Source organism: Tenacibaculum crassostreae (genome assembly GCF_964512405.1).
Taxonomy (GTDB): domain Bacteria; phylum Bacteroidota; class Bacteroidia; order Flavobacteriales; family Flavobacteriaceae; genus Polaribacter; species Polaribacter crassostreae.
The window spans coordinates 16,755-39,853 of the sequence record NZ_CAZELE010000004.1 but is presented as its reverse complement, the minus strand read 5'-3'; the positions used below and the strand labels follow the sequence as shown (position 1 = coordinate 39,853).

At 31.6% G+C, this 23,099-nt stretch carries 26 protein-coding genes; 16 read left to right on the top strand and 10 right to left on the bottom strand.

Going from position 1 to position 23,099, the window contains the following annotated elements; genetic code table 11:
• Nucleotides 1–43: 43 nt before the first annotated feature.
• Complete coding sequence (gene rocD / locus ACKTST_RS04970) at nucleotides 44–1,288, bottom strand: ornithine--oxo-acid transaminase (protein ID WP_408046638.1); 1,245 nt, start codon at nucleotides 1,286–1,288, stop codon at nucleotides 44–46.
• A gap of 208 nt (nucleotides 1,289–1,496) precedes the next feature.
• Here rocD and ACKTST_RS04965 point away from each other — a divergent pair, with 208 nt between their 5' ends.
• Together ACKTST_RS04965 and ACKTST_RS04960 are read left to right on the top strand one after the other, a co-directional pair.
• A complete protein-coding gene (locus ACKTST_RS04965) occupies nucleotides 1,497–1,973 on the top strand; it encodes a hypothetical protein (RefSeq protein WP_408046637.1) in 477 nt (158 codons plus the stop codon).
• A 15-nt stretch (nucleotides 1,974–1,988) separates the two neighbouring features.
• Nucleotides 1,989–2,684, top strand: coding sequence for an OmpA family protein (locus ACKTST_RS04960; RefSeq protein ID WP_408046636.1), 696 nt, complete (start codon nucleotides 1,989–1,991; stop codon nucleotides 2,682–2,684).
• 56 nt (nucleotides 2,685–2,740) lie between these two features.
• Here ACKTST_RS04960 and ACKTST_RS04955 read toward each other — a convergent pair whose 3' ends face one another.
• Both ACKTST_RS04955 and ACKTST_RS04950 read right to left on the bottom strand, forming a co-directional pair.
• Nucleotides 2,741–3,124, bottom strand: a complete 384-nt coding sequence (locus tag ACKTST_RS04955; RefSeq protein ID WP_408046635.1) for a DUF6768 family protein — start codon at nucleotides 3,122–3,124, stop codon at nucleotides 2,741–2,743.
• The gene (locus ACKTST_RS04950) at nucleotides 3,117–3,674 is read right to left on the bottom strand and encodes an RNA polymerase sigma factor (protein ID WP_408046634.1); all 558 of its coding nucleotides are present in this window, start codon (nucleotides 3,672–3,674) and stop codon (nucleotides 3,117–3,119) included. Before ACKTST_RS04950 ends, ACKTST_RS04955 begins: the two co-directional genes overlap by 8 nt.
• Nucleotides 3,675–3,810: 136 nt before the next feature.
• On the opposite strand from ACKTST_RS04950, the gene rlmD reads away from it, so the two are divergent.
• The 9 genes from rlmD to ACKTST_RS04905 all read left to right on the top strand — a co-directional run bounded on the left by rlmD (nucleotide 3,811) and on the right by ACKTST_RS04905 (nucleotide 10,787).
• The gene (gene rlmD / locus ACKTST_RS04945) at nucleotides 3,811–5,262 is read left to right on the top strand and encodes a 23S rRNA (uracil(1939)-C(5))-methyltransferase RlmD (RefSeq protein WP_408046633.1); all 1,452 of its coding nucleotides are present in this window, start codon (nucleotides 3,811–3,813) and stop codon (nucleotides 5,260–5,262) included.
• A gap of 7 nt (nucleotides 5,263–5,269) precedes the next feature.
• Nucleotides 5,270–5,749, top strand: coding sequence for a DUF6452 family protein (locus ACKTST_RS04940; RefSeq protein WP_408046632.1), 480 nt, complete (start codon nucleotides 5,270–5,272; stop codon nucleotides 5,747–5,749).
• Nucleotides 5,730–6,443: a DUF6048 family protein gene (locus tag ACKTST_RS04935; RefSeq protein ID WP_408046631.1), complete on the top strand. Its 714-nt coding sequence runs from the start codon at nucleotides 5,730–5,732 to the stop codon at nucleotides 6,441–6,443. Before ACKTST_RS04940 ends, ACKTST_RS04935 begins: the two co-directional genes overlap by 20 nt.
• A 60-nt stretch (nucleotides 6,444–6,503) precedes the next feature.
• Nucleotides 6,504–7,451 carry an isopenicillin N synthase family dioxygenase gene (locus tag ACKTST_RS04930; protein ID WP_408046630.1) on the top strand — a complete coding sequence of 316 codons (948 nt, stop codon included), beginning with the start codon at nucleotides 6,504–6,506 and terminating at the stop codon, nucleotides 7,449–7,451.
• A gap of 5 nt (nucleotides 7,452–7,456) precedes the next feature.
• On the top strand, nucleotides 7,457–7,780 hold the full coding sequence (locus tag ACKTST_RS04925; protein ID WP_408046629.1) for a translation initiation factor: 324 nt from the start codon (nucleotides 7,457–7,459) through the stop codon (nucleotides 7,778–7,780).
• A gap of 142 nt (nucleotides 7,781–7,922) precedes the next feature.
• Nucleotides 7,923–8,867: a DUF1835 domain-containing protein gene (locus ACKTST_RS04920; RefSeq protein WP_408046628.1), complete on the top strand. Its 945-nt coding sequence runs from the start codon at nucleotides 7,923–7,925 to the stop codon at nucleotides 8,865–8,867.
• A complete protein-coding gene (locus ACKTST_RS04915) occupies nucleotides 8,868–9,737 on the top strand; it encodes a nucleoside phosphorylase (RefSeq protein WP_408046627.1) in 870 nt (289 codons plus the stop codon).
• Nucleotides 9,738–10,598, top strand: a complete 861-nt coding sequence (locus ACKTST_RS04910; protein WP_408046626.1) for a substrate-binding domain-containing protein — start codon at nucleotides 9,738–9,740, stop codon at nucleotides 10,596–10,598.
• 18 nt (nucleotides 10,599–10,616) lie between these two features.
• The gene (locus tag ACKTST_RS04905; protein WP_408046625.1) at nucleotides 10,617–10,787 is read left to right on the top strand and encodes a hypothetical protein; all 171 of its coding nucleotides are present in this window, start codon (nucleotides 10,617–10,619) and stop codon (nucleotides 10,785–10,787) included.
• A 268-nt stretch (nucleotides 10,788–11,055) separates the two neighbouring features.
• Here the strand turns inward: ACKTST_RS04905 and ACKTST_RS04900 are convergent, their stop codons facing one another.
• The gene (locus tag ACKTST_RS04900; RefSeq protein ID WP_408046624.1) at nucleotides 11,056–11,697 is read right to left on the bottom strand and encodes a protein-L-isoaspartate(D-aspartate) O-methyltransferase; all 642 of its coding nucleotides are present in this window, start codon (nucleotides 11,695–11,697) and stop codon (nucleotides 11,056–11,058) included.
• A 153-nt stretch (nucleotides 11,698–11,850) separates the two neighbouring features.
• Between ACKTST_RS04900 and ACKTST_RS04895 the strand changes: the two genes are divergently transcribed.
• Nucleotides 11,851–12,810 (top strand): Gfo/Idh/MocA family protein, encoded by a 960-nt coding sequence (locus tag ACKTST_RS04895; RefSeq protein ID WP_408046623.1) that lies wholly within the window; start codon nucleotides 11,851–11,853, stop codon nucleotides 12,808–12,810.
• 146 nt (nucleotides 12,811–12,956) lie between these two features.
• Nucleotides 12,957–13,844 (top strand): 3-hydroxybutyryl-CoA dehydrogenase, encoded by an 888-nt coding sequence (locus ACKTST_RS04890; RefSeq protein WP_408046622.1) that lies wholly within the window; start codon nucleotides 12,957–12,959, stop codon nucleotides 13,842–13,844.
• Nucleotides 13,845–13,908: 64 nt separating this feature from the next.
• Here ACKTST_RS04890 and ACKTST_RS04885 read toward each other — a convergent pair whose 3' ends face one another.
• The 6 genes from ACKTST_RS04885 to ACKTST_RS04860 form a co-directional block, all read right to left on the bottom strand.
• A complete protein-coding gene (locus tag ACKTST_RS04885) occupies nucleotides 13,909–14,355 on the bottom strand; it encodes a YybH family protein (RefSeq protein ID WP_408046621.1) in 447 nt (148 codons plus the stop codon).
• Nucleotide 14,356: 1 nt separating this feature from the next.
• A complete protein-coding gene (locus ACKTST_RS04880) occupies nucleotides 14,357–15,310 on the bottom strand; it encodes an AAA family ATPase (protein WP_408046620.1) in 954 nt (317 codons plus the stop codon).
• Nucleotides 15,311–15,410: 100 nt separating this feature from the next.
• Entirely contained in the window at nucleotides 15,411–16,787 is a 1,377-nt protein-coding gene (locus ACKTST_RS04875) for a peptidylprolyl isomerase (RefSeq protein WP_408046619.1), read from the bottom strand.
• On the bottom strand, nucleotides 16,750–17,568 hold the full coding sequence (locus tag ACKTST_RS04870) for a hypothetical protein (protein WP_408046618.1): 819 nt from the start codon (nucleotides 17,566–17,568) through the stop codon (nucleotides 16,750–16,752). The genes ACKTST_RS04875 and ACKTST_RS04870 overlap by 38 nt, the downstream gene beginning before the upstream one ends.
• A 53-nt stretch (nucleotides 17,569–17,621) precedes the next feature.
• On the bottom strand, nucleotides 17,622–19,223 hold the full coding sequence (locus tag ACKTST_RS04865) for a peptidylprolyl isomerase (RefSeq protein ID WP_408046617.1): 1,602 nt from the start codon (nucleotides 19,221–19,223) through the stop codon (nucleotides 17,622–17,624).
• A gap of 9 nt (nucleotides 19,224–19,232) precedes the next feature.
• Nucleotides 19,233–19,514, bottom strand: a complete 282-nt coding sequence (locus ACKTST_RS04860; RefSeq protein WP_408046616.1) for a DUF493 family protein — start codon at nucleotides 19,512–19,514, stop codon at nucleotides 19,233–19,235.
• Between the two features lie 117 nt (nucleotides 19,515–19,631).
• Between ACKTST_RS04860 and ACKTST_RS04855 the strand changes: the two genes are divergently transcribed.
• The 3 genes from ACKTST_RS04855 to fmt are packed head-to-tail and all read left to right on the top strand — an operon-like array spanning nucleotide 19,632 to nucleotide 22,998.
• Nucleotides 19,632–20,174, top strand: a complete 543-nt coding sequence (locus ACKTST_RS04855) for an AAA family ATPase (RefSeq protein ID WP_408046615.1) — start codon at nucleotides 19,632–19,634, stop codon at nucleotides 20,172–20,174.
• Nucleotides 20,164–22,053 carry a RecQ family ATP-dependent DNA helicase gene (locus ACKTST_RS04850; RefSeq protein ID WP_408046614.1) on the top strand — a complete coding sequence of 630 codons (1,890 nt, stop codon included), beginning with the start codon at nucleotides 20,164–20,166 and terminating at the stop codon, nucleotides 22,051–22,053. The genes ACKTST_RS04855 and ACKTST_RS04850 overlap by 11 nt, the downstream gene beginning before the upstream one ends.
• Nucleotides 22,054–22,998, top strand: a complete 945-nt coding sequence (fmt, locus tag ACKTST_RS04845) for a methionyl-tRNA formyltransferase (protein WP_408046613.1) — start codon at nucleotides 22,054–22,056, stop codon at nucleotides 22,996–22,998. It begins immediately after the preceding gene.
• The last annotated feature ends 101 nt before the right edge of the window (nucleotides 22,999–23,099 follow it).

The following is a 23,099-nucleotide window of genomic DNA, read 5'->3' as shown; positions in this document are numbered from 1 at the left end:
GGAGCTTATAATAAGCTCCTTTTTTAATCTTTATTATTTGAGTTTACTTTTTAAACTCAGTAATCGTTTTCTTAATAATAGAAATACAATCGCGTAACTGCTCCTCATTCATAACTAATGGTGGTGCAAAACGAATAATATTTCCGTGGGTTGGTTTTGCTAACAATCCGTTATCACGTAATTTGATACAGATATCCCAAGCTGTTGAGCTATCTTCAGTGTCGTTAATTACTACAGCATTTAACAATCCTTTTCCTCTAACTAAAGTTACTAAATCATTTTCTTTGGCAAACTCTGCTAACTCTTCTCTAAAGATTTTACCTAAACGCTCTGCATTTTCTGCTAACTTTTCATCTTGCACAACTTCTAATGCAGCAATAGCCACAGCTGCTGCAACAGGATTTCCTCCAAATGTTGAACCGTGGTTACCAGGTCTAATAACATTCATTATAGCATCATTTGCTAAAACTGCCGATACAGGATACGCTCCTCCACTTAAAGCTTTACCTAAAATTAAAATATCTGGTTGAACATCTTCATGGTTTACTGCTAATAACTTTCCTGTACGTGCAATACCTGTTTGTACTTCATCAGCAATAAATAATACATTGTGCTTTTCACACAATGCTTTAGCTGCTGATAAATATCCTTCAGAAGGCACATACACTCCCGCTTCCCCTTGAATAGGTTCTGCCATAAAACCAGCAACATTCTTATTATTTTCTAAGGCTTCTTCTAACGCTTGTAAATTATCGTATTCAATTTTGATAAATCCGTCAGTAAACGGACCGAAATTTTTACGTGCTACTGGATCGTTTGAAAAAGAAATGATTGTAGTTGTTCTTCCGTGGAAGTTATTTTTACACACAATAATTTGCGCTTCATTTTCATTGATTCCTTTTACCTCATACGCCCATTTTCTACAGATTTTTAACGCAGTTTCAACAGCTTCTGCACCCGTGTTCATTGGTAATAATTTATCAAAGCCAAAGTATTCGGTTGCAAATTTTTCGTATTTACCTAACATATCGTTGTAAAATGCACGAGAAGTTAAGGTTAATGTTTGCGCTTGGTTTACCATAGCTCCAACAATTTTAGGGTGGCAATGCCCTTGGTTTACTGCTGAGTAAGCCGATAAAAAATCGTAGTATTTTTTTCCTTCAACATCCCACACATACACTCCTTCTCCTTTACTCAACACCACTGGTAATGGATGATAGTTGTGTGCTCCGTATTTGTTTTCTAAGTCGATCGCTTGTTGCGAAGTTAATTGGTCTAAAACAGCCATTTTAATAATTTTTAATTGTGAATAAAATAACCATTCCTTGTCTACCTTTATCCTTTCGAAAGCTCGAAAATTCAGCGTGGGAAAGAAATCATCCCTAAAAGTGTGCAAATTACTAATAAATGAGCACAACAAAAACTGATTTGAGTTAAATATTAAGTGACGTAAGCTCTAATTTTGTGTCTAAACAAAAAACATTAAACTTTCAATTATGAAAAAACTATCAATTATATACTTGTTCGTTTTTATGATCATTGGATGTAAATCTACATCGGTAACTAATACCAAACTTGATAATAAAACAGAACGAATGCTTAAAGGTAACTGGACAATTACTGCAGTGAACTTTGCTGGATCAGAATATTTAAAAGTAAACTCTTTTAACATTGAAGATTCTAACTGTTTTATAGGTAGTAATTGGAGCTTCATCTCAAACAACAACGAAGGAGAAATGGCTTTAAATAACCCAAGTACAGACTGTAAAGACTTTAGTTCGCCTATTACTTGGTATGTTAATAAAGACAGAAACTTTGTTTTAAAAATTATTAATAATCATAAAGCCAAAGACGTTAACAGCGGATACATTTTAAGACTAAACAACGTTACTGAAAACAGCTTTGAATTAATTGACAAGATTAATGTAGCGGGTCAGACAAAAGACATAACTTACTCATTTCAAAGAAAATAATCAATTTAAAATATTATGAAAAAATCAATCATTTATAGTTTATCAATTCTATTTTTAGCAGGAACAATTTTTACTTCATGTAAATCTATTCAAAATGCTAACAACACTCAAAAAGGTGCGGTTATCGGTACTACAGCTGGTGCTGTTATTGGTGCTGTTATTGGTAACAACGTAGGTAACGGAAAAAACTCTGAATTAGGAGCTGTACTAGGTGGTGTCGTTGGTGGTGTTGCTGGTGGTTTAATTGGTAGACAAATGGACAAACAAGCTCGTGAAATTGAAGAAGCGTTACCAGGAGCTGAAGTAGAAAGAGTTGGGGAAGGTATTAAACTTACTTTAGGAGAAAATGCGGTTCGTTTTGATACTAATAAAGCTACTTTAACTTCAACAGCGCAAGCAAACTTAAACAAGTTAGTAGAGGTGTTTAACAGCTACGAAAACACAAACATTGTTATTTACGGTTATACTGATAGTACTGGTAGTGTTGATTACAACCAATCTCTTTCAGAAAAAAGAGCAAATTCAGTAAGAAATTATTTGGTAGGAAAAGGTTTAGTAAGTAATAGATTTGAAACGAAAGGATTAGGAGTAAATGACCCAATTGCAACTAACGAAACTGCCGAAGGAAGAAGTAAAAACAGACGTGTAGAATTTGCTATCGTTGCAAACGAGCAAATGATTCAAGAAGCTAAAAAAGAAGCAGGTCAATAAAATAAGAACCTCATAAAGCTAAAAACTCCATGTTATTCGCATGGAGTTTTTTGTTGTTAATCAAAATGTTTTCCTGATAACGATGAAACTTGTATTTCTAATCGCTTTATCTCTCTAATTAATGCTTTTTTATCCATTTGCATCCAAGCAAAAATCTTAAGCATACTCACTCCTAACAAGAAAATTAACGTTCCTGTTGCCCATTTTATAAGCTCTTTTGTTTCTTCAACTTGAAAAAACTGAATGATGCAGTAGATGAATAATCCGAAGAAAATTAAGGTCATAAAATTCATTAAATACATAATCCATTTATTTTTCCCTTCAAACAAACCTCCTAACATTTGAAAAACATTTTGTTCTTCCAATTCATCATAAAACTTGGCTTCTTCTTCGGTTAATGTTTCTTTAATTAACTTATCTATGTCTTCTATTTTACTCATAATTTCTATTTTTTAAGTTTAATTTTATTTTTTCTCTAGCATGGAACAATCTAGATTTTGTTGTTCCTACCGATAAATTTAACAACGTTGCTATTTCTTTTAATGAATAATTTTGCACGTAAAAAAGCTGAACCACTATCTTTTGATTTTTCGGCAAGTCTTCAACTACTTTTCTAATTTTTTCTTTGTAAAAAGTTATATCATCTTCACTATCAATTGTAATATTATGTTCAAGTTCTTTTTTATAACTTCTTAAATAAACATCTCTTCTTTGATTTGCACGCAAATAATCAATAGCCTTTCTATTTACTATACTTATTGCCCAAGATTTAAACTTGGTTTCGTCTTTTAAATCGGTCAACTTATTAAAAACAACCTTCCAACTTTCTTGAGCTATATCTTTAGCTACATCAGCATCTTTTACCACCCAAAAAGCCAACTTACAAAATTGCAAATGCCAACGTTTAACTAATAAACTGAGTGCTTTTTTATCGCCAGCTTTGTAAGCTAACACCAATGCTGAATCTGTCTGTTTGTTCAAGTTTTTCATAATTGATTACACCTCATAGACGTAGAAAAAAACAAAAGGTTCAATTTTATATTAAAAATAAGAATTTATGTTCGTCTTTAAAGTTACACAAACCATATCTTTTCCTAATTTTGCATACCATTAATTTAAGTAGAAAATGCCAAGAAGAGAGCGAAATAAGTTTGTAAAAAGAGGAGATATTATTGAAATTTTAATTGAAGATTATGCCTTTGGCGGAAAAGGAATAGGAAGAATACGTTCTGAAGAAGGAGTTTTTGTAGTTTTTGTTCCGAATACCTTACCTGGTCAATTGGTAAAAGCTCGTGTTGAAAAATCGAAAAAGAAATATGCCGAATGTAAATTGATTGATGTTTTAGAACACTCTAAAGATGAAGTTGACGTTCCGTATCAAGATATCCCAGGAGCTCCGTACATTCAATTACCTATCGAACTACAACATCAATACAAACAAGAAAGTACTTTATCGTTATTTAAACGTATTGGTAAAGTTGAAAATATTGAAGATTTGTTCGACGAGTTTATTTCTTCTCCTAATGTATTTCACTATCGAAATAAAATGGAATACGGTTTCTCTGCTATTGGTTACGACCGAGAGAAGAAAACGGATGTAGATGAATTTACCTTAGGATTTAAACGTCGTGGCGTTTGGTGGATGGGCGATAATCTTGAAAAAGATTCTGGTTTATTTGACAAACAAGTTGAAGACAACATTAAAAACATTAGAGAATACTGTAAAAAAACAGGACTAGCTCCTTGGCACGGACCTAAAAAAGAAGGTTTTTTCAGATATTTTGTGGTGAGAAAATCATACAAAACCAATGAATTATTATTCAATTTGGTTACTACTTCTAACGGTCTTTCAAATTTTAATTTAAATGATTTTGCCAATTATTTAGTTAGCTTATTTGGTGATAGAGTTGCAGGATTACTGCATACAATTAACGACGAAACTGGCGATAGAACTATTGCTACTTCTGGAAGTATTAAATTAGTTTACGGAAAAGACAAAATTGTTGAAGAACTATTAGGTTTAAATTTTGAAATTAGCATGAAAAGCTTCTTTCAAACCAACCCTAAATCTGCCGAAAAACTATATACCAAAGTAGTTGATTATGCGTTAGAAAACAAAGAAGCTGTAGATAACACAGTGGTTATGGATTTATTTTGCGGAACCGGAACTATTGGTCAAATCATTGCTTCAAAAGCAACCAATACTAAAATTGTTGGGGTTGACATTGTAGCTTCTGCAATTGAAGACGCAAAGAAAAATGCTAAACGAAACAATATTGAAGGTTTACAATTTTATGCAGCCGATGTTGGTAAGTTTTTAAACGAACATCCGCAGTATCAAAATAAAATCAGAACCATTATTTTAGATCCTGCTCGTGCAGGAATAGCACCAAAAACGCTGAAGAAAATCATAAACTTAAATGCAGATAGAATGGTTTATGTATCTTGTAACCCAGCAACGCAAGCTCGTGATACTGAAGAGTTGATGAAAAACGGATATCAATTAAAAAAGATTAGTTTAGTAGATCAGTTTCCACATACATCACACATAGAAACCGTTGTTTTATTTGAAAAATAAAAATTAAATGAAAAAATACTTTGCGCTTTTAGCATTTGTGATACTCGCTTTAATCGCTTGTGAAAAAGACGATTTTTGTACACAAAACCCAGTAACACCCAATTTAGTTTTACGTTTTTATGATAAAGACGATACGAACGACTTAAAAAGCGTAGAACGTTTATCAATCATTGCTGAAGGAAAAACTGACAGCCTTTTTGTTGGAAGAACTACCGATAGTATCGCTATCCCTTTAAATAGTTTAGCAGAAAAAACGGTGTATACATTAAAAATGAATACTGTTGATGGTAATATCGCTAACAATCAAACAGCTACGCTTACTATCGAATATAAACCTGAAGACGATTATGTATCAAGATCATGTGGTTATAGAATTGTATTCGCAGATGTAACTTTAAATCATTCAGGTTGGATTGATAATCTTTCAACCAATAGCGTTCCTTTAATCGACAATCAAGCAAAAGCCCATGTACAAGTATATCATTAGTTTATGTTTTGCATTCGTAACTATTAACGGATTTTCACAAAAAACTACTTCAGAAGAAAAAAAAGATACCGTAAAATATAAAACAGGATATGGTTTACGTTTAGGAGCCGATATAAGCAAACCTGTACTTGCTATTTTTGATAAGAGTTATACAGGTTTTGAAATTGTTGGAGATTATCGCGTATCGAAAAAATGGTATGTAGCTGCTGAATTGGGACACGAAGAAGAAATTACTTTTGAAGATTTTACGACTTCAACTTCCAAAGGAAATTATTTAAGAATTGGTGCTAATTACAACGCCTATGAAAATTGGTTAGACATGAATAACGAAATTTACGTAGGTATGCGTTATGGACTTTCGCTTTTCGATCATACTTTAAACAGCTACCAACCAAATGTTTCAACAGGTACAGAAAGTACACTTCCTTATTTTCCAACTACGACAATTCAAACTCCAGTTACCGAAACAGGATTAACCGCTCATTGGACTGAATTTCAATTAGGTATTAAAGCAGAAACATTAAAAAATTTATTTATAGGTTTTAGTTTTTCCTATAAAATTATGTTGAGTGTAGATGACCAAAAAAACTTTAAAACCTTGTACGCTCCAGGTTTTAACCGAGTATTTGAAAGTAATACAGGTTTTGGGTTTAACTATACTATTTCTTACTTGATACCTTTTGTTAATAAATAAATTATCAGCATACGCTTGATTTCACTAACTTTACAGCTTGAATAATAAAACTTATTAACAATGAATAGAATCCCAAGCGTAAATTTAGCAGATTTTTTATCAGACGATGCTGAAAGAAAACAAAAATTCATCAATGAAATTGGTGACGCTTATGAGAATATAGGATTTGTAGCATTAAAAGGACACTTTTTAAACGATGAGTTGGTAGAAAAGTTATATGCTGAAATCAAAAAGTTTTTTGACTTACCAACTGACGTTAAAGAAAAATATGAAATTCCAGGTATTGGAGGTCAAAGAGGATATGTGTCTTTTGGTAAAGAAAGTGCTAAAGGAAAAAAAGAAGGAGATTTAAAAGAATTTTGGCACTTTGGTCAGTATGTAGATGCTGATTCAAAATACGCTAAAGAATATCCTGAAAATGTAACTGTAGACGAATTACCTGAGTTTAACAAAGTTGGTAAAGAAACTTACCAAATGTTAGAAAAAACAGCTAAATACGTTTTACGTTCATTAGCTTTACACTTAGGCTTAGAAGAAACATATTTTGATAACTACATCAAAAACGGAAACAGTATTTTACGTCCAATTCACTACCCTCCTATCAAAACAGAACCTAAAGGAGCTGTAAGAGCTGCTGCTCATGGTGACATTAATTTAATTACGTTATTAATGGGAGCTCAAGGAAAAGGGTTACAAGTTCAAAACCATAAAGGAGAATGGATTGACGCTATTGCTGAACCAGATGAGTTAATGATTAATGTAGGAGATATGTTATCACGCCACAGTAATAACAAATTAAAATCTACAATTCACCGAGTAACAAACCCTCCTAAAGAATTATGGGGTACTTCACGTTATTCAATTCCGTTTTTTATGCACCCAGTTTCAGACATGAAATTAAATGTATTAGAAAATTGTATTGATGAAAACAATCCAAAACAGTTTGAAGATATTACTGCTGGTGAATTTTTAGATGAACGTTTACGTGAGTTAGGATTGAAAAAATAAATCTAATGGATTTACAAGATCAATTAAAAAACTTATTTCCAGAACATCAGTTTGAAGAAAAATCAGCTGATGAAAAACCAGATATTTGGTTACAGGACGATCCTATTTTATGTAAATATGAAAAGCGTAAAGGAAAACCTGTTACTATTTTAGATGGTTATAACGGAGCTACACAAGATTTCAAAAAATTAGCTAAAGAAATTAAAACCAAACTAAGCGTTGGTGGTAGCTTTAAAGACGATACAATCATTATTCAAGGTGATTATCGCGATCAAATAATGCAGCTTTTAAAAGATAAAGGATTCAACGTTAAGCGCGTTGGTGGATAACTAAATAAAAGTAAGGAATTTTAATAATTCCTTACTTTTATTATTTTTAAACGCTTTTTAAGTGTTAAAAAGTGATTAATATATAATAACGAAAAAAAGCACTCGTTTATTTTATAACATATTTAATTCCCCATTAAAAGTTATGGCACATTCTTTATTACACATAACAAACGGTGACAGCACCACCCAAAGATTACAACAATTAAACATTGAAGGAGATATTATTACATGGAGAGAAATGCTCTGTGAAGGTAAAACCTCTGTAGATGTTGGTAGTGAAGCTTTTTGGAAAACACGCTTCGATTTTTTTAAAACTACCTATAACGTAACCAAAAAGAAATTTATTGATTATACTGTAAAAGAATACAGAAATCTATGTAATCAAAAACAACAAGACGAAATTGTTTTATGGTTCGAATACGATTTATTTTGTCAAATAAACATGCTAGCTGTTATCAGCTGGTTAAAAAGATACCGTAAAAACCATAAAATCTCATTAGTTACAAGTGGAGTAATAGACACAACTGAAAAACTTGTAGGTTTAAATGAATTGTCAAACGAACAGTTAATAGAACACTACAACAACAAAATTGAGCTAACTGTTGATGATATTGAATATGCCGATTACATCTGGCAACTATATTGCTCCGACAGTCCACTTCCTTTAGAAAACGCACATAAATTCAATCCTAAATCGCCATTTGTGTATTTAGAAGAAGCAATCAAATCTCATTTACTGCGTTTTCCGTCAATTGAAAACGGATTAAATGAACTTGAAAACAATGTTTTAAAAACTGCTGAAGAACACAGTTTTAAAAATGAAAACGAACTTGTTGGTCATCTTTTAGCAGATCAAGGAAATTACGGTTTTGGTGATTTACAGTATTTTAATAAGTTAGAAAACTTAAAAAAACTATTTACCTCTTTCGATCCAGTAAAACTAAGCAAAACAGGTAAAAAGGTATTACAAAACCAAACCAACTATTATGCTAAGATTCGTTCTGATTTTTCGTATCTTGGCGGCGCTAAAAAATACAGCTACCTTTATGTAAACTCTACCGGTAAGCTGTTAAAAATTACATCATAAATGAGTATTAAACATTCTGAACTCATCTTAAATCCAGATGGTAGCGTTTATCACCTGAATTTAAGACCTGAACATATTGCTAACGATATAATCTTTGTTGGCGACCAATATCGTGTAGATAAGGTTACTAAACATTTTGATTCTATTGAGTTTAGCACCCAAAAAAGAGAATTTAAAACAACAACTGGTACTTATAAAGGAAAACGCTTAACTGTAATTTCTACTGGTATTGGTCCTGATAATATTGATATTGTTTTAAACGAATTAGACGCTTTAGTTAATATCGATTTAAACACACGTTTAGTTAAAGAAAACCATACTCAATTAAATATTACACGAATTGGAACCTCTGGTTCTTTACAAGCGGATATTCCTGTAGATAGTTTCTTATTAAGCTCTCACGGATTAGATTTAAACGGATTACTTCAATCGTATCAAGTTGATGAAATTTCTCATCCTGAAATTGAGGAAGCTTTTATAAAGCATACAAATTGGAGTGCTAAAAAATCGTATCCTTTAATCGTAGCTAACGGAAATGACCTAGACAAAAAACTATCATCTGATAGCGTTTACAAAGGAATTACAGCTACTGCTGGTGGTTTTTATGGTCCACAAGGTCGTGTACTACGTTTACCGTTGCAAGACAGTGAACTAAACCATAAAATTGATAGTTTTAAACACAACAATTATAGAATTACCAATCTTGAAATGGAAACATCTGCCATTTACGGATTAGCAAAATTACTAGGTCATAATGCTGCATCAATGAATGCTATTATTGCCAATAGAGCTAACGGTACATTTAGTGAAGATCCTGGTAAAGTTGTTGCCGATTTAATTATATACACCTTAGATAAATTAGTAGAATAAATGCTGAATTTAAAAGTTGGTGGTGTACCTGAGCATTTTAACTATCCGTGGTATATTACTTTAAAAAATAAAGAATACACTAAAGAAGGAATCAACTTGCGTTGGCAAGATTTCCCTGGAGGTACTGGTGCTATGTGTAAAGCGCTTCGTTCTGGGGAAATTGACATTGCCATTGTACTTACCGAAGGAATTATTAAAGACATCATCAACGGTAATCCTTCAAAAATTACGCAAACCTATGTAAAAAGTCCTTTAATTTGGGGAATTCACGTAGGTGCAAAATCAAAATTTAAAACTATTACTGATTTAGAATATGCCACTGTAGCTATAAGTCGATTTGGTTCGGGCTCGCATTTAATGGCTATTGTAAATGCACATAACAATGGTTGGGATATTAATAAATTACAATTTAAAGTAGTAGGTAACCTACAAGGTGGTATTGATGCCTTAACAAACGGAGAAGCCGATTATTTTATGTGGGAACACTTTACCACCAAACCTTTGGTTGACGATGGTACTTTTAGACGTGTTGGAGATTGCCCTACTCCTTGGCCTTGTTTTGTAGTTGCAGTTCGTGATGAAATATTAAAAAACAACTTTGAAGAAGTTAAAAAAGTGCACGATATTATAAATAATTGCACCAAAGACTTTAAAGATTTTGACAATATTGATACTGTTTTAGCAAAGAGATACGAGCAACAGGTAAACGACATTCAAGAATGGTTATCATTAACCGAATGGAATGATGGTAAACCAGTTACCAAAAACTTAATTACTCGCATACAAAATAAAATGGTAGAGTTTAACGTTATTGAAAAGAAGGAAAATTCTGGTGACTTAATCAGAAATATGTATATTTGATTTTTTAAAACTAAAAAAATGAGAAAAGTAGTATTTATTGCAATTTGTACTGTTAGTTTATTAGGTTTTTCTTCTTGTGGAAGTACAAGCCCATGTGGTTTAGCAAAAACTAATCAAACTCAACAAAAACAACATCAACAACAAGAGGTAGTAGTTGCAGAAGTAACTGACGTAGCAACTGCTGAATAAGTTGATGTTTCTTTATTCAAATTCAATAAATCCGCTTTTTTAGGCGGATTTTTTATTTCAAACTTCTTACTACAAAAAATCCTTTTCTAAAACAGAAAAGGACTTGATTTTATTTTATATATCAATTTTACTTTGCTATAATCTCTCCCAACAACGCTCCTTTTTCAAAGGCAAACATCATTACTAATAATAACATTATTGCTACTCCAGTAATTACGTAATACATTTTTTTATTTTCTTTCTTCATAATATAATTTAGTTTTAATATTTAATTCTTCTCTTTTAGCATTGGTACAAACCTAAAATCACCCAATTCGTGTTTTTCAAACTCTTTGGGAGATTTTCTAATAAACAAGGTCATTACTTGTTCTTTGTCACCTACAGGAATCAGTAATTTTCCTCCTACTTTTATTTGTCCTAACAATGCTTTCGGAACATACGGTGCACCCGCAGTAACAATAATTTTATCAAAAGGAGCTTCTTCTGGCAAACCTTTATAACCATCACCAAAAATAAAACGCTTAGGTCGGTATCCTAATTTTGGTAAAAACAATGAGGTTTTTTTAAATAATTCGTGTTGTCTTTCTATTGAATACACTTCTGCATCTAACTCTAACAACACTGCTGTTTGATACCCTGAACCTGTACCAATTTCTAACACCTTTTCTTTAGGTTTAATTTCTAAAACTTCAGATTGAAAAGCTACCGTGTAGGGTTGAGAAATAGTTTGATCTGCAGCTATAGGAAACGCTTTATCTTGATACGCATGCGCTTCAAAACTACTATCCATAAACAAATGTCTAGGTATTTTTCTAATAGCAGCTAATACTTTCGTATCGGTAATTCCTTTAGCTTCTAAAACGTTTGCTAATTGATTTCTAAGCCCTTGATGTTTGGTTGTATCTCTCATTTATACTTTTCTATTCAGTAGTAAGTCATAAAATTTCGGATGGCTAAAAGTAGTAATAAATATGTATAAAAGTGTATCTTTGTTAGCGTTGATTTTTAATGAAAGTCTTTTCAATTTTTATTAAGAATTCAAATAACTAATAATCTTTCACTTATGTTAAAAGCTGGAGTTTTAGGCGCAGGACACCTAGGAAAAATCCACCTACGTCTGTTACAACAATCAGAAAAATACGAATTAATAGGATTTTACGATCCTTTTACCGAAAATTCACAGAAAGTAGCCAACGAATTTGGTTATAAATTATTCAACTCTGTAGAAGAATTGATTGATGCTGTTGATGTAGTTGACATTGTTACTCCGACCCTTTCTCATTTTGATTGTGCAAAACAAGCTATTGAAAAGGGGAAACACATTTTTATTGAAAAACCGATTACCAATACGGTTTTAGAAGCTGAAGCAATCAGAACTTTGGCTAGTCAACACCATATTCGTGGACAAGTAGGGCACGTTGAGCGTTTTAATCCTGCATTTACTGCAGTTAAAGATGTGATAGATTCGCCAATGTTTATTGAAACACATCGTTTGGCTGAATTCAACCCAAGAGGAACCGATGTACCTGTAGTTTTAGACTTAATGATTCATGATATTGATATTATTTTATCCGTTGTAAAATCGAAAGTTAAAAACATACACGCAAGCGGTGTATCTATAATTTCTGAAACTCCGGATATTGCCAACGCACGTATTGAGTTTGAAAACGGATGTGTTGCCAACTTAACAGCGAGTAGAATTTCGATGAAAAACATGCGTAAAAGTCGTTTTTTTCAAAGAGATGCATACATCTCAGTTGATTTCCTAGAAAAGAAATCTGAGGTAGTTAGAATGAAAGATGTACCTGAAAAACCTGATGAGTTTGCCATGATTTTACAGAATGCTGAAGGAGTAAAAAAACAAATTTATTACGATAATCCTGAAGTAGTTGCCAACAACGCTATTTTAGACGAGTTAGAATCGTTTGCAGATGCTGTTAACAATGACACAACACCAATAGTTTCGTTACGTCAAGGTGCAGAAGCATTGCGTGTTGCACATCAAATTATAGATTGCTTTTAAATTTTAAAATAAACAAAACGCGTTAGGGATTGCAGTGAAAATCCTTTTTTGTTATTCTGAGTGAATCGAAGAATACAACAAAAAAGATTGCAACGAAAAGCTCGCCCTGAAAGGGAACGCCCAAATAAATATAAAAACACAACAACATGAAAAATATAGCTGTAATTGGTGCAGGAACTATGGGAAATGGAATTGCTCATACTTTTGCTCAATTTGGATACAACGTTCAACTAATTGATATTTCGCAAGCTGCCTTAGATAAAGGTTTAGCAACCATTACTAAAAACTTAGATAGAATGGTAGCGAAAGAAAAAATTACTGAAGACGATAAAAACAATACATTAAACAATATCACCACCTATACTTCTATTAAAGACGGTGTTCAATACGCTAGCTTAGTGGTTGAAGCTGCTACTGAAAATGTAGATTTAAAGTTGAAAATTTTTAAAGATTTAGATGATGTTTGTCCTGAAGATACCATTTTAGCTACCAACACTTCATCTATTTCTATTACGCAAATTGCAGCAGTTACTAAGAGACCAGAAAAAGTAATTGGAATGCACTTTATGAATCCTGTGCCAATTATGAAATTGGTTGAAATTATTAGAGGTTACAACACTTCTGATGAAGTAATGGATTTTACGGTAGATTTAACTAAAAAGATAAATAAAGTACCTGTTGAAGTAAACGATTACCCAGGTTTTGTTGCCAACCGTATTTTAATGCCAATGATTAACGAAAGTATTGAAACTTTATACAACGGTGTTGCAGGTGTTGCAGAAATTGACACGGTAATGAAATTAGGAATGGCGCACCCAATGGGACCTTTACAATTAGCAGATTTCATCGGATTAGACGTTTGTTTATCTATTTTGAATGTAATGTATGAAGGATTTAAAAACCCAAAATATGCTCCGTGTCCGTTATTAGTAAACATGGTAATGGCTGGTAAATTAGGCGTAAAATCTGGTGAAGGTTTTTATGATTATTCAGAAAGTAGAAAAGCTGAAAAAGTTGCGAAGATGTTTTCGTAAGCTTTGTTTACAAACATAAAAAGGGGAAGTTTTTAATAAGACTTCCCTTTTTTATTATTCTCTTTTAACACGAAGTATCAGCGATGATTTTCCATTCGCCTTGTATCTTCTTAAAAATAATCATAAACACGCCGTCAGCGTCTCCTACAGTTCTTTTTAAGTGATATTCTCCCATAACTGAGTAAGCTCCATCAGTAATTTTAGAAATATCGTTGATTTTAAAAGTCAGTGTTCCTGAATGTTCTTTTGTCGGATAACCTTTTTTATAATTATCTAAGGTTTTTTTCCAACCGAAAGTAATACCATTTCTTCCATAGAATTTTAACGAATCACTTTTCCAATACCCTTGCATAAAACCTTCTAAATCGTGATTAGACCACGCTTTTTCTTGCGCATTCATCACTGCTAAAATCTCTTGCTTTTCAGTTTCTTCTGAAACAGTTTTAACAACTTCTTGTTTACATGAAACAAGTAATACAAACATTAAAACAACACTTACTAAGTTTTTCATTTTAAAATAGTGAATTTATAATTTCTTTTATGGAAATTCCTTCTGCTTCGGCTTTGTAATTTTTCACAATTCTGTGTGATAAAATAGGAATGGCTACTGCTTGTACATCTTCTATATCAGGAGAATATTTACCATTCACTGCTGCATGTGCTTTTGCTGCTAGAATTAAGTTTTGCGAAGCTCTTGGACCTGCTCCCCAATCGATATATTTCTTTATCAATTCAGTTGCTTTATCTGATTTAGGGCGGGTTTTACCCACTAAACCAACTGCATATTCCACAACATTATCAGCAACAGGAATTTTACGAATTAACTTTTGCACTTCAATAATTTCTTCCGAAGAAAAAATTGCATTAACCGTTTGATTTACGATAGACGTTGTGTTTTTAACAACTTGAACTTCTTCTTCAAAAGTTGGATACTCTAAATTAATTGAAAACATAAAACGATCTAACTGCGCTTCTGGAAGTGGATAGGTTCCTTCTTGCTCTATCGGATTTTGAGTAGCTAATACAAAAAATGGTAACTCTAATTTATAATGATGACCTGCAATGGTTACCGATTTTTCTTGCATTGCTTCTAACAACGCTGCTTGTGTTTTTGGAGGTGTACGGTTAATTTCATCCGCTAAAATAATATTCGAAAAAATGGGTCCTTTTATAAATTTAAAGTGACGTGTTTCATCTAAAATCTCGCTTCCTAAAATATCAGAAGGCATTAAATCGGGTGTAAACTGAATTCGATTAAAATTTAACCCTAATGCACTAGAAATGGTGTTTACCAATAAGGTTTTTGCCAATCCTGGAACTCCGATAAGTAACGAATGCCCTCCACAAAAAATTGATAATAATGTATAATTTACTGCTTCTTGTTGCCCAACAATTACTTTTCCTATTTCTTGTTGTAATTGGCTGTATTTTTTTACTAGTGCGTTTACTGCTGTTACGTCAGACATAAATGAAAGTTTTTCTTTGTTCAATAAATTTAAATACAAACTTTTATAAAATGAAATTCCCGCTTTCGCGGGAATCACAATATACTAAATTTATTACTTCTTATTTGTTTTCTTTTTTCCAATCTTTTTTAAACGTACATTTATTAAAATCTTCACCTAATTTTAAATACGTTTCTTGGATTTTCTCTTTTGTCCACTTAGTAATTTTCTCTTCTTTCTTTTTTGCTAAAGCAAATTGTTGCATTCTTACATAATCTTTAACTAAGTCGGCAGTATGGTTTTCAGTTTTATCTTTTACAAAGATAACTCCGTACATTTTTTCTCCTTCACGAGTTTCATCATAGTAAATATCTGAATACTCATGTTTATTTAATTCACTAATTCTAGCAAATAAATCTGGTTGCATTCTTGTTAACTCAAATGAAGGTTCTTGTGTATAAGGATTGATTAAAATACCTCCACTATTTTTTGTTTCTTCGTCTTCTGAATACTTAGCTACTGCTTCTTCAAAAGTTAATTTTCCTGCTTTTAAATCTGCAACAACCTTCTCTATTTCTTCTTTAGTTTCTTGTAATTTTTCGTCAGAAACTTGAGGACGCATTAAAATGTGAGATACTTCACGTTGGTTACCTTTTATTTTATGCAATTGTAAAATATGGTACCCAAAAGCAGATTTAATTGGTTCTGAAACTTGATTTACATCTAATGAAAACGCAGTTTCTTTAAATTCTTTAATAAACGGACTGTCTTTGGTAATTGTATACAAACCTCCGTTTTGAGCCACACCAGGATCTTCAGAATTGATAATTGCTTTTAATTTAAAACTTGCTCCGTTTTCAATTTCCTTTTTTAACTCTTTTAACTTGTTAATTACACGCTCTTCCTCCTCTTTTGTAGGTTCAGCTTTTAAAACTATCTGTTGCAATTCTACCTCAGCAGGAATTTCAGGCAGTTCTCCTTTTTCTTGTAAACCTTTGTAATAAACTCGAACTTCTTCAGGAGTTACATCAATATTCTCAGTAATCTTTTGTTGCTCTTTTTCAATTAGTAAGTTTTCTTTTTGAACTCTTCCTAATTCTTTTCTTAAATCTTCAATATCGTTAAATCCGTAAGCAGCAACAACTTTTTCTTCACTACCATATTCTCTCGTAAAGAATGCTATACTTCTGTTTACATTATTATCAATTTCAGATTGAGAAACAGTAACACTATCAATAACAGCATGATGCGCTAATAATTTTTGCTGCATTAACTCTTCAAGCATTTCGCAGTCTGAAATCTTTATTTTTCCTTCACTTCTTAATTCTACTTCTTGCTTAAATTTATCAATATCAGAATTTAAAACAATGTTTTTACCTACTACTACGGCTACACCGTCTATTTTAGTTTGTTGTGCGTTTAACGATGTTAAACCTGCTAAAAACAAGGTAAATGCTATGCTAGTATTCTTTAAAGTTTTTGTTTTGAATTGCATCATTTATGAGTGTTTTTTCAATATCTCGTATTAATTCTAATTTTCTTTTGTGTAATATAATTTGCTTTATTCTAGGACTTACATAGCTTAGTGGAGCTGTAGCACTTTGAGGCAATATATTTTTTACAGCGACCAAATATACTCCTAAACTATCTTCTTTTTGTATGAATTTTGATATTTTTAACAAGTTTTCCTTTGTTTCATTACGAAATGGCGGAATTTTTTTCTTCAGATAGTCTAAAGTTACCCAAGTTGAGTCTTGCAAACGATACGATTTAAAGTTTAACAAGTGCCTTTCTAAATCTTCTTTATCTTCTTCTTTTTCTGATTTAAATTGAGCTATTGTTTCTTTTTTATCTAAAAAATCTTTTCCAAAATTTACATATTCAAACTGAAGAAGTTCTTCGCTTACTTTAAAGTTTTCTTTGTTTTTTTCATAATACAACGCTATTTCTTCCTCAGTAACAACAGTGTCTAACTTTTGTTTTACCAAACGCTCTTTGTATCCGTTTATATATAAACCCTTTTTGTAATTGTTAACCAAATTTTCAATTTGCTCACTATTAACTTCAGATATGTTTTCTTCAGCTTTTATAAACAACAATTCTTGTTTAGCCCAAGAATTTATCAACCCTTTCACCACCACTAAACTATCTTCTTTAGAAAGATTTTTAGGCAACAAATCTTTTATATCTTTCTTGTATAAATGTTTGTTGTAAACCGAAGCAATAGGCTTATCTTCTCTTGTCTTTTCTTTTTTTAAACTGACAAGTTCACATGACATTGTGTTTATTAATAATATTAAAAAAATATACTTCTTCACTTTTATACTAATCTCTACTGGTTATATATTTTCTTTAGCTTTTTTACTACTTTATCTTTTATTTTGATGGTATTATTTTTTCTTAAATCTTCAATCCAATTCTTTTCTAATTCATTTTGATAATCACTTAATACCTGTCCTTTTATCTCATCAAGTTCTTTGCCATACTTAGCTATATTCTTTGAATAAAATTCTTTTAATCCATAAGCATCATTTGAAGCTTTATTCCAAATCTTTTCTTGCATTAAATCAAATAGCAATAATCCTTCTTTGTACTCTAATAATGTATTTCTGTATTCTGAATTCGTCTTTTCTAAACCGTCTTTAAAATAGTTTACGATCTCGTTATTTTTAAACTCTTCATACAATTCTTTATTAATTGATTGATTTTTAGAATCTCCATATATCAACAAATCCTTTTGGGTTAACTTTTTATCATTAATTGAAAGAATTGTTTTATCCAATTTCTCTTTTTTAAAGTCTTTATTTTCAGCTATAAATAACTGATTCAGTAAAACTTTATCTTCTTTTATTTTATACTCTTTTTTTAATCTTGTGGCTATCGATTTATTAGAAACTACAAACCTGTTCGAGCTTTTAACTTTTCTGGTTAACTCCTCTTTTAACTCGTTAAATGATGGAACAGGATAGTTCTTTAACAACTTTACGATATGCCATCCGAATTTTGTTTTGAACGGAGCGCTATAACCTCCTACATTCTGCAATTTCAATACTTCATTTTCAAAATCCTCTACCATTTTACCCGTTCCAAATCTTGGTAACTTACCTCCATTTTTTGCTGAACTAATATCTTCTGAATGTTGACTTGCCAATTCTTCAAAAGAACTTCCAGAAGTTAGTTCTTGATAAATTTTATTGATTTTTTCTTCTCTATATGCTGAGTTTTTTATCAAAACATGAGCAACTTCAAACTCTCCCCTCGACTCTCTTTTTCCAGTAACTTTTATAATATGGAAACCGAATTTTGTTATAAAAGGTTCAGAAACTTCATCTTTTTTGATGTTGTAAGCAGCATTTTCGAAAGGATATACCATCTGAAAAGCAGAAAAATAGCCTAAATTTCCTCCGTTAATTTTAGCTGAAGGGTCTTCAGAAACTTCTCTGGCTACCTTTTCAAAATCTTCGCCTTGTAAAATACGATTTCTATATCCTACAATTTTACTTTTTAAAAAAGAGGTGTCAACAGCAATTGAACTACTAGGAAATCGAACTAAAATATGGCTAACTTTTACTTCGGTTTTTTTCCTATCATAAGCTTCTCTTACCAGTTTTTCTAATGCTTTCTTATCGTATAAATACGGAGTTACCAACTCTTTCTTATAACTTTCAAACTCTTTCTTGTAAGCTTCATTTTTATCCAGTCCTAAACTGTACGCTTCTTTAACTTTAAGCTTATAGTTGATAAACAAATCTAAGTAACTATCTATATCAGCCCCATTTTTATCTTCAACTAATGATAAGTTCTTTTCATACATCTGCTTAAATTCAGAAAGCATAACTTTCGTGTCATTTATACGAAATAACTCTTGATCTTTTTGAGAAAAAGAAAAAAGTATTACACCAAAAACAGCAAATATGAAAAGTAGTTTTCGCATGCTTTAAATTTACAAAGAAATAATTCCTTTTATAGCCTCTGCTTTTTTGTAGTAAGAAATAACTTCTTCTGAACTTTTAACCGTTAAATGAATTGACACGCTAACGTATTTACCTGTTTTAGATTTTTTTGTATCAATAACCGCTCCTCCTTCGTTAAACAAATCTTGTACCTCTTGTACTTGATTGCCATCGGTAGGAACAATAAACTTATATAAATATTTAGCAGGAAACGTTGTAGTATCTTCTAACTGTGATTTTAATTTTGCGTAAAAAGCTTCTCTATCTTGCATAACTCAATTATTACTGTTTTTATTAAAAATCATCAAAAAAATATGGACTTTATTTTGATGAAGCACAAAATTACACTATTTATTATATTTATAACTTGAAACTTTTATTTTTGCCCCATGCAACAAAAAATAGTTTTAATAGGTGGACCTGGTACTGGTAAATCTTCAATTTTAAGAGAATTTATCAAACGAGGATATGAATGTATGCCTGAGATTTCTAGAGAAGTAACTCTAAAAGCTCAAAAAGAGGGAATTGATCAACTTTTCTTAGAACAACCTCTTTTATTCAGTCAAATGTTATTAGAAGGTAGAGAGCAACAATACCTAACTGCACAAGAAAGCGATGCAGAAATTATATTTTTTGATAGAGGAATTCCTGATGTACATGCCTATATGAATTATTTAGGCTCTGAATACCCTGCTGTTTACAAGGAAAAAAGCAACAAATATTTATATACTAAAGTATTTATGTGTGCTCCTTGGGAAGAAATTTACAAGTCTGATAATGAGCGTTACGAAACTTTTGAGCAATCTGTTAAAATTGATACTTTTTTAAAGGAAGCTTACGAAGAAGTTGGTTATAAAATTATTGATGTTCCTTTTGGAACGGTACAAGAGCGTTGCGATTTTATTTTACATGCGTTAAAGCATGATGCATGATACAACACTTCAAATACTAAAAACTTACTGGGGGTTTAATTCCTTTAGAGAACCTCAACAAAACATAATAAACGAAGTTTTAAAAGGTAATAATGTAATTGCTTTATTACCTACTGGTGGCGGAAAATCTGTTTGCTTTCAAATTCCTGCATTAGCTAAAGAAGGAGTTTGTATTGTAATTTCTCCACTGGTTGCTCTAATGCAAGATCAAGTTACAAGCCTTATCAGCAAAGGAATTAAAGCTAGTTTAATACCTTCAGGAAGTACGCAAGATGAGATTGTCACACTCTTTGATAATATCCGTTTTGGTAATACTAAATTCTTATACATTTCACCAGAGCGATTGCAATCTCGTTTTATTCAAGAAAAGATAAAACAATTAAACGTCAATTTAATTGCGATTGACGAAGCACATTGTATTTCTGAATGGGGGCATGATTTTCGTCCCTCATATCAAAATATTACTATTTTAAAAGAGCTACAACCTTCTGCTCCTATAATTGCGCTAACAGCAACTGCTACGCAAAAAGTAATTACTGATATTGCCAACTCATTAGCTTTAGAGAAGCCAAGTATCATAAAACAATCGTTTTATCGTAAAAACTTAGCATATCAAGTTTATAAAACTGAAGATAAACTAGGTAAACTCAATCAAATTTTCACAAAAACAAAAGCCCCAGCAATTGTTTACGTAAACACCCGAAGCAAAACAAAAGAGATTAGCAGCTACCTAAATGCACAAGGATTTAACAGTTCATTTTATCATGGCGGATTATCTTCTATAGAAAAAAAACTTGCGTTTGATAATTGGATGCAAGAAAAAACTCCGATTATAGTCGCTACAAATGCTTTCGGAATGGGGATTGACAAACCCAATGTTCATGTAGTTGTACATTTAAACTTACCTTCTTCAATTGAAAATTATATTCAAGAAGCGGGACGTGGTGGACGTGATGGAAACAAATCATTTTCGGTAGTTTTAACAAATAACAGCGATATTACTTTAAATGCTGAGCTTCTTGAAAAGTCATTACCTACGATTGAAGAAATAAAAGCGGTTCATCAAAAACTATATCAACATTTTCAAATAGCTACTGGAGAATTTATTGAAGCTGCTTTTGATTTTAACTTTTTAGATTTTTGCAGCAAATATGGTTTTATTCCGAATAAAACTTTTAATGCGCTACAAATACTAAACAACAACGGAATTATAGAACTGAATTATAATTTTCAACAAAAATCAACTGTTCAGTTTTTAGCTTCGAGTAAGCAAGTAATTTATCAAACGCAACAAAACACGCAACTTCAAAAGTTTATTCAACAAATACTACGCATGTATGGTGGCATTTTTGAAGATTCAGTAAAAATCGATGAGTTTTACATTGCTAAAAAACTAAGCGTTACTTCTTGGTTTGTAATCGAAACTTTAGAGAAATTAGCTCAGGAAGGGTTGATTGAATATGTAAAATCGACAAACAACGCAGAGTTGTTCTTTTTACATCCGAGAGAAGATGATAAAACTATCAATCGAATATCAAAAAATATTCAGCAGTACATCAATCAAAAAAAGCAGAAAAATTTAGATTTATTACAGTTTATTCAAAATGATCAAATTTGTAGAAGCACACAACTACTCTCCTATTTTGGAGAACTAGAAGCTCAAAATTGTGGAATGTGCGATGTTTGTCTTCAAAAAAAATTAATTAAAAAGGTAAATCAGAAAGATATTTTATCAGTATTAATAGAAGGAAAAAGTTACACTGCTTTTGAAATTGCCTCGTTACTAAACGAAAAAGAAACGAACATTTTAATACTTTTGCGAGAGCTTTTAGCTGAAGAAAAAATACACACTAATAACAATAAATACTATTTAATATAAATGAGAGATTTACGCATTGTTTTTATGGGAACTCCCGATTTTGCATCAACTATTTTACAACACCTTGTTGAAAACAACTACAATGTAGTTGGAGTTATTACTGCGGCAGACAAACCCGCTGGTAGAGGTCGTAAATTAAATGAATCTGCAGTAAAAAAATATGCCTTATCTCAAAACTTACCTATTCTTCAACCTAAAAATTTAAAGAGTGAAGAATTTCAAGAAGAATTACAGCAGTGGAATGCTAACCTACAAATCGTAGTTGCTTTTAGAATGTTACCAAAATCAGTTTGGGCAATGCCAAAATACGGTACGTTTAATTTACACGCTTCTTTATTACCAGAATATCGTGGTGCTGCACCAATAAACTGGGCTATTATAAATGGAGAAACCAAAACAGGTGTTACCACGTTCTTTATTGACGATAAAATTGACACCGGTGAAATTATCTTACAAAATGAAGTTATTATTAAAGAAGATGAAATTGTAGGTGAATTGCACGACAAGTTAATGCATTTAGGTGCCAATTTAGTTGCAGAAACTGTCGATTTAATTTCAAAAGGAGATGTAACGACTACAAAACAACCAGAGCTTGAAGAAAAATCGGCACCAAAACTATATCCTCACAACTGTAAAATAGATTGGTCTAAACCATTAAATGATATTTACAACCACATTCGCGGATTAAATCCGTATCCTGCTGCTTGGACAACTATTATAAATGGTGAAGAAGAAGTTTCAGCAAAAATATATACAGTTTCAAAAGAGTTTACAGAACATAATTTAGAAATTGGTAGTATAATCACTTCAAAAAAGGAATTAAAAGTAGCTGTTACAGATGGTTACCTTAACATTCATCAAATTAAGATTTCTGGTAAAAAATTAATGGATGCTCAAAGCTTATTAAACGGATATCAGTTCGAAAAAGACGCTAAAGCGCTGTAGCCCTTTATTCATAAGGTTTTAACGATTTTCAACAAAAAACAAGTGGGGTTATTAACATTTCTACTGAATTTATTAACAAAACACTGTTTTTTTTAGGTCAA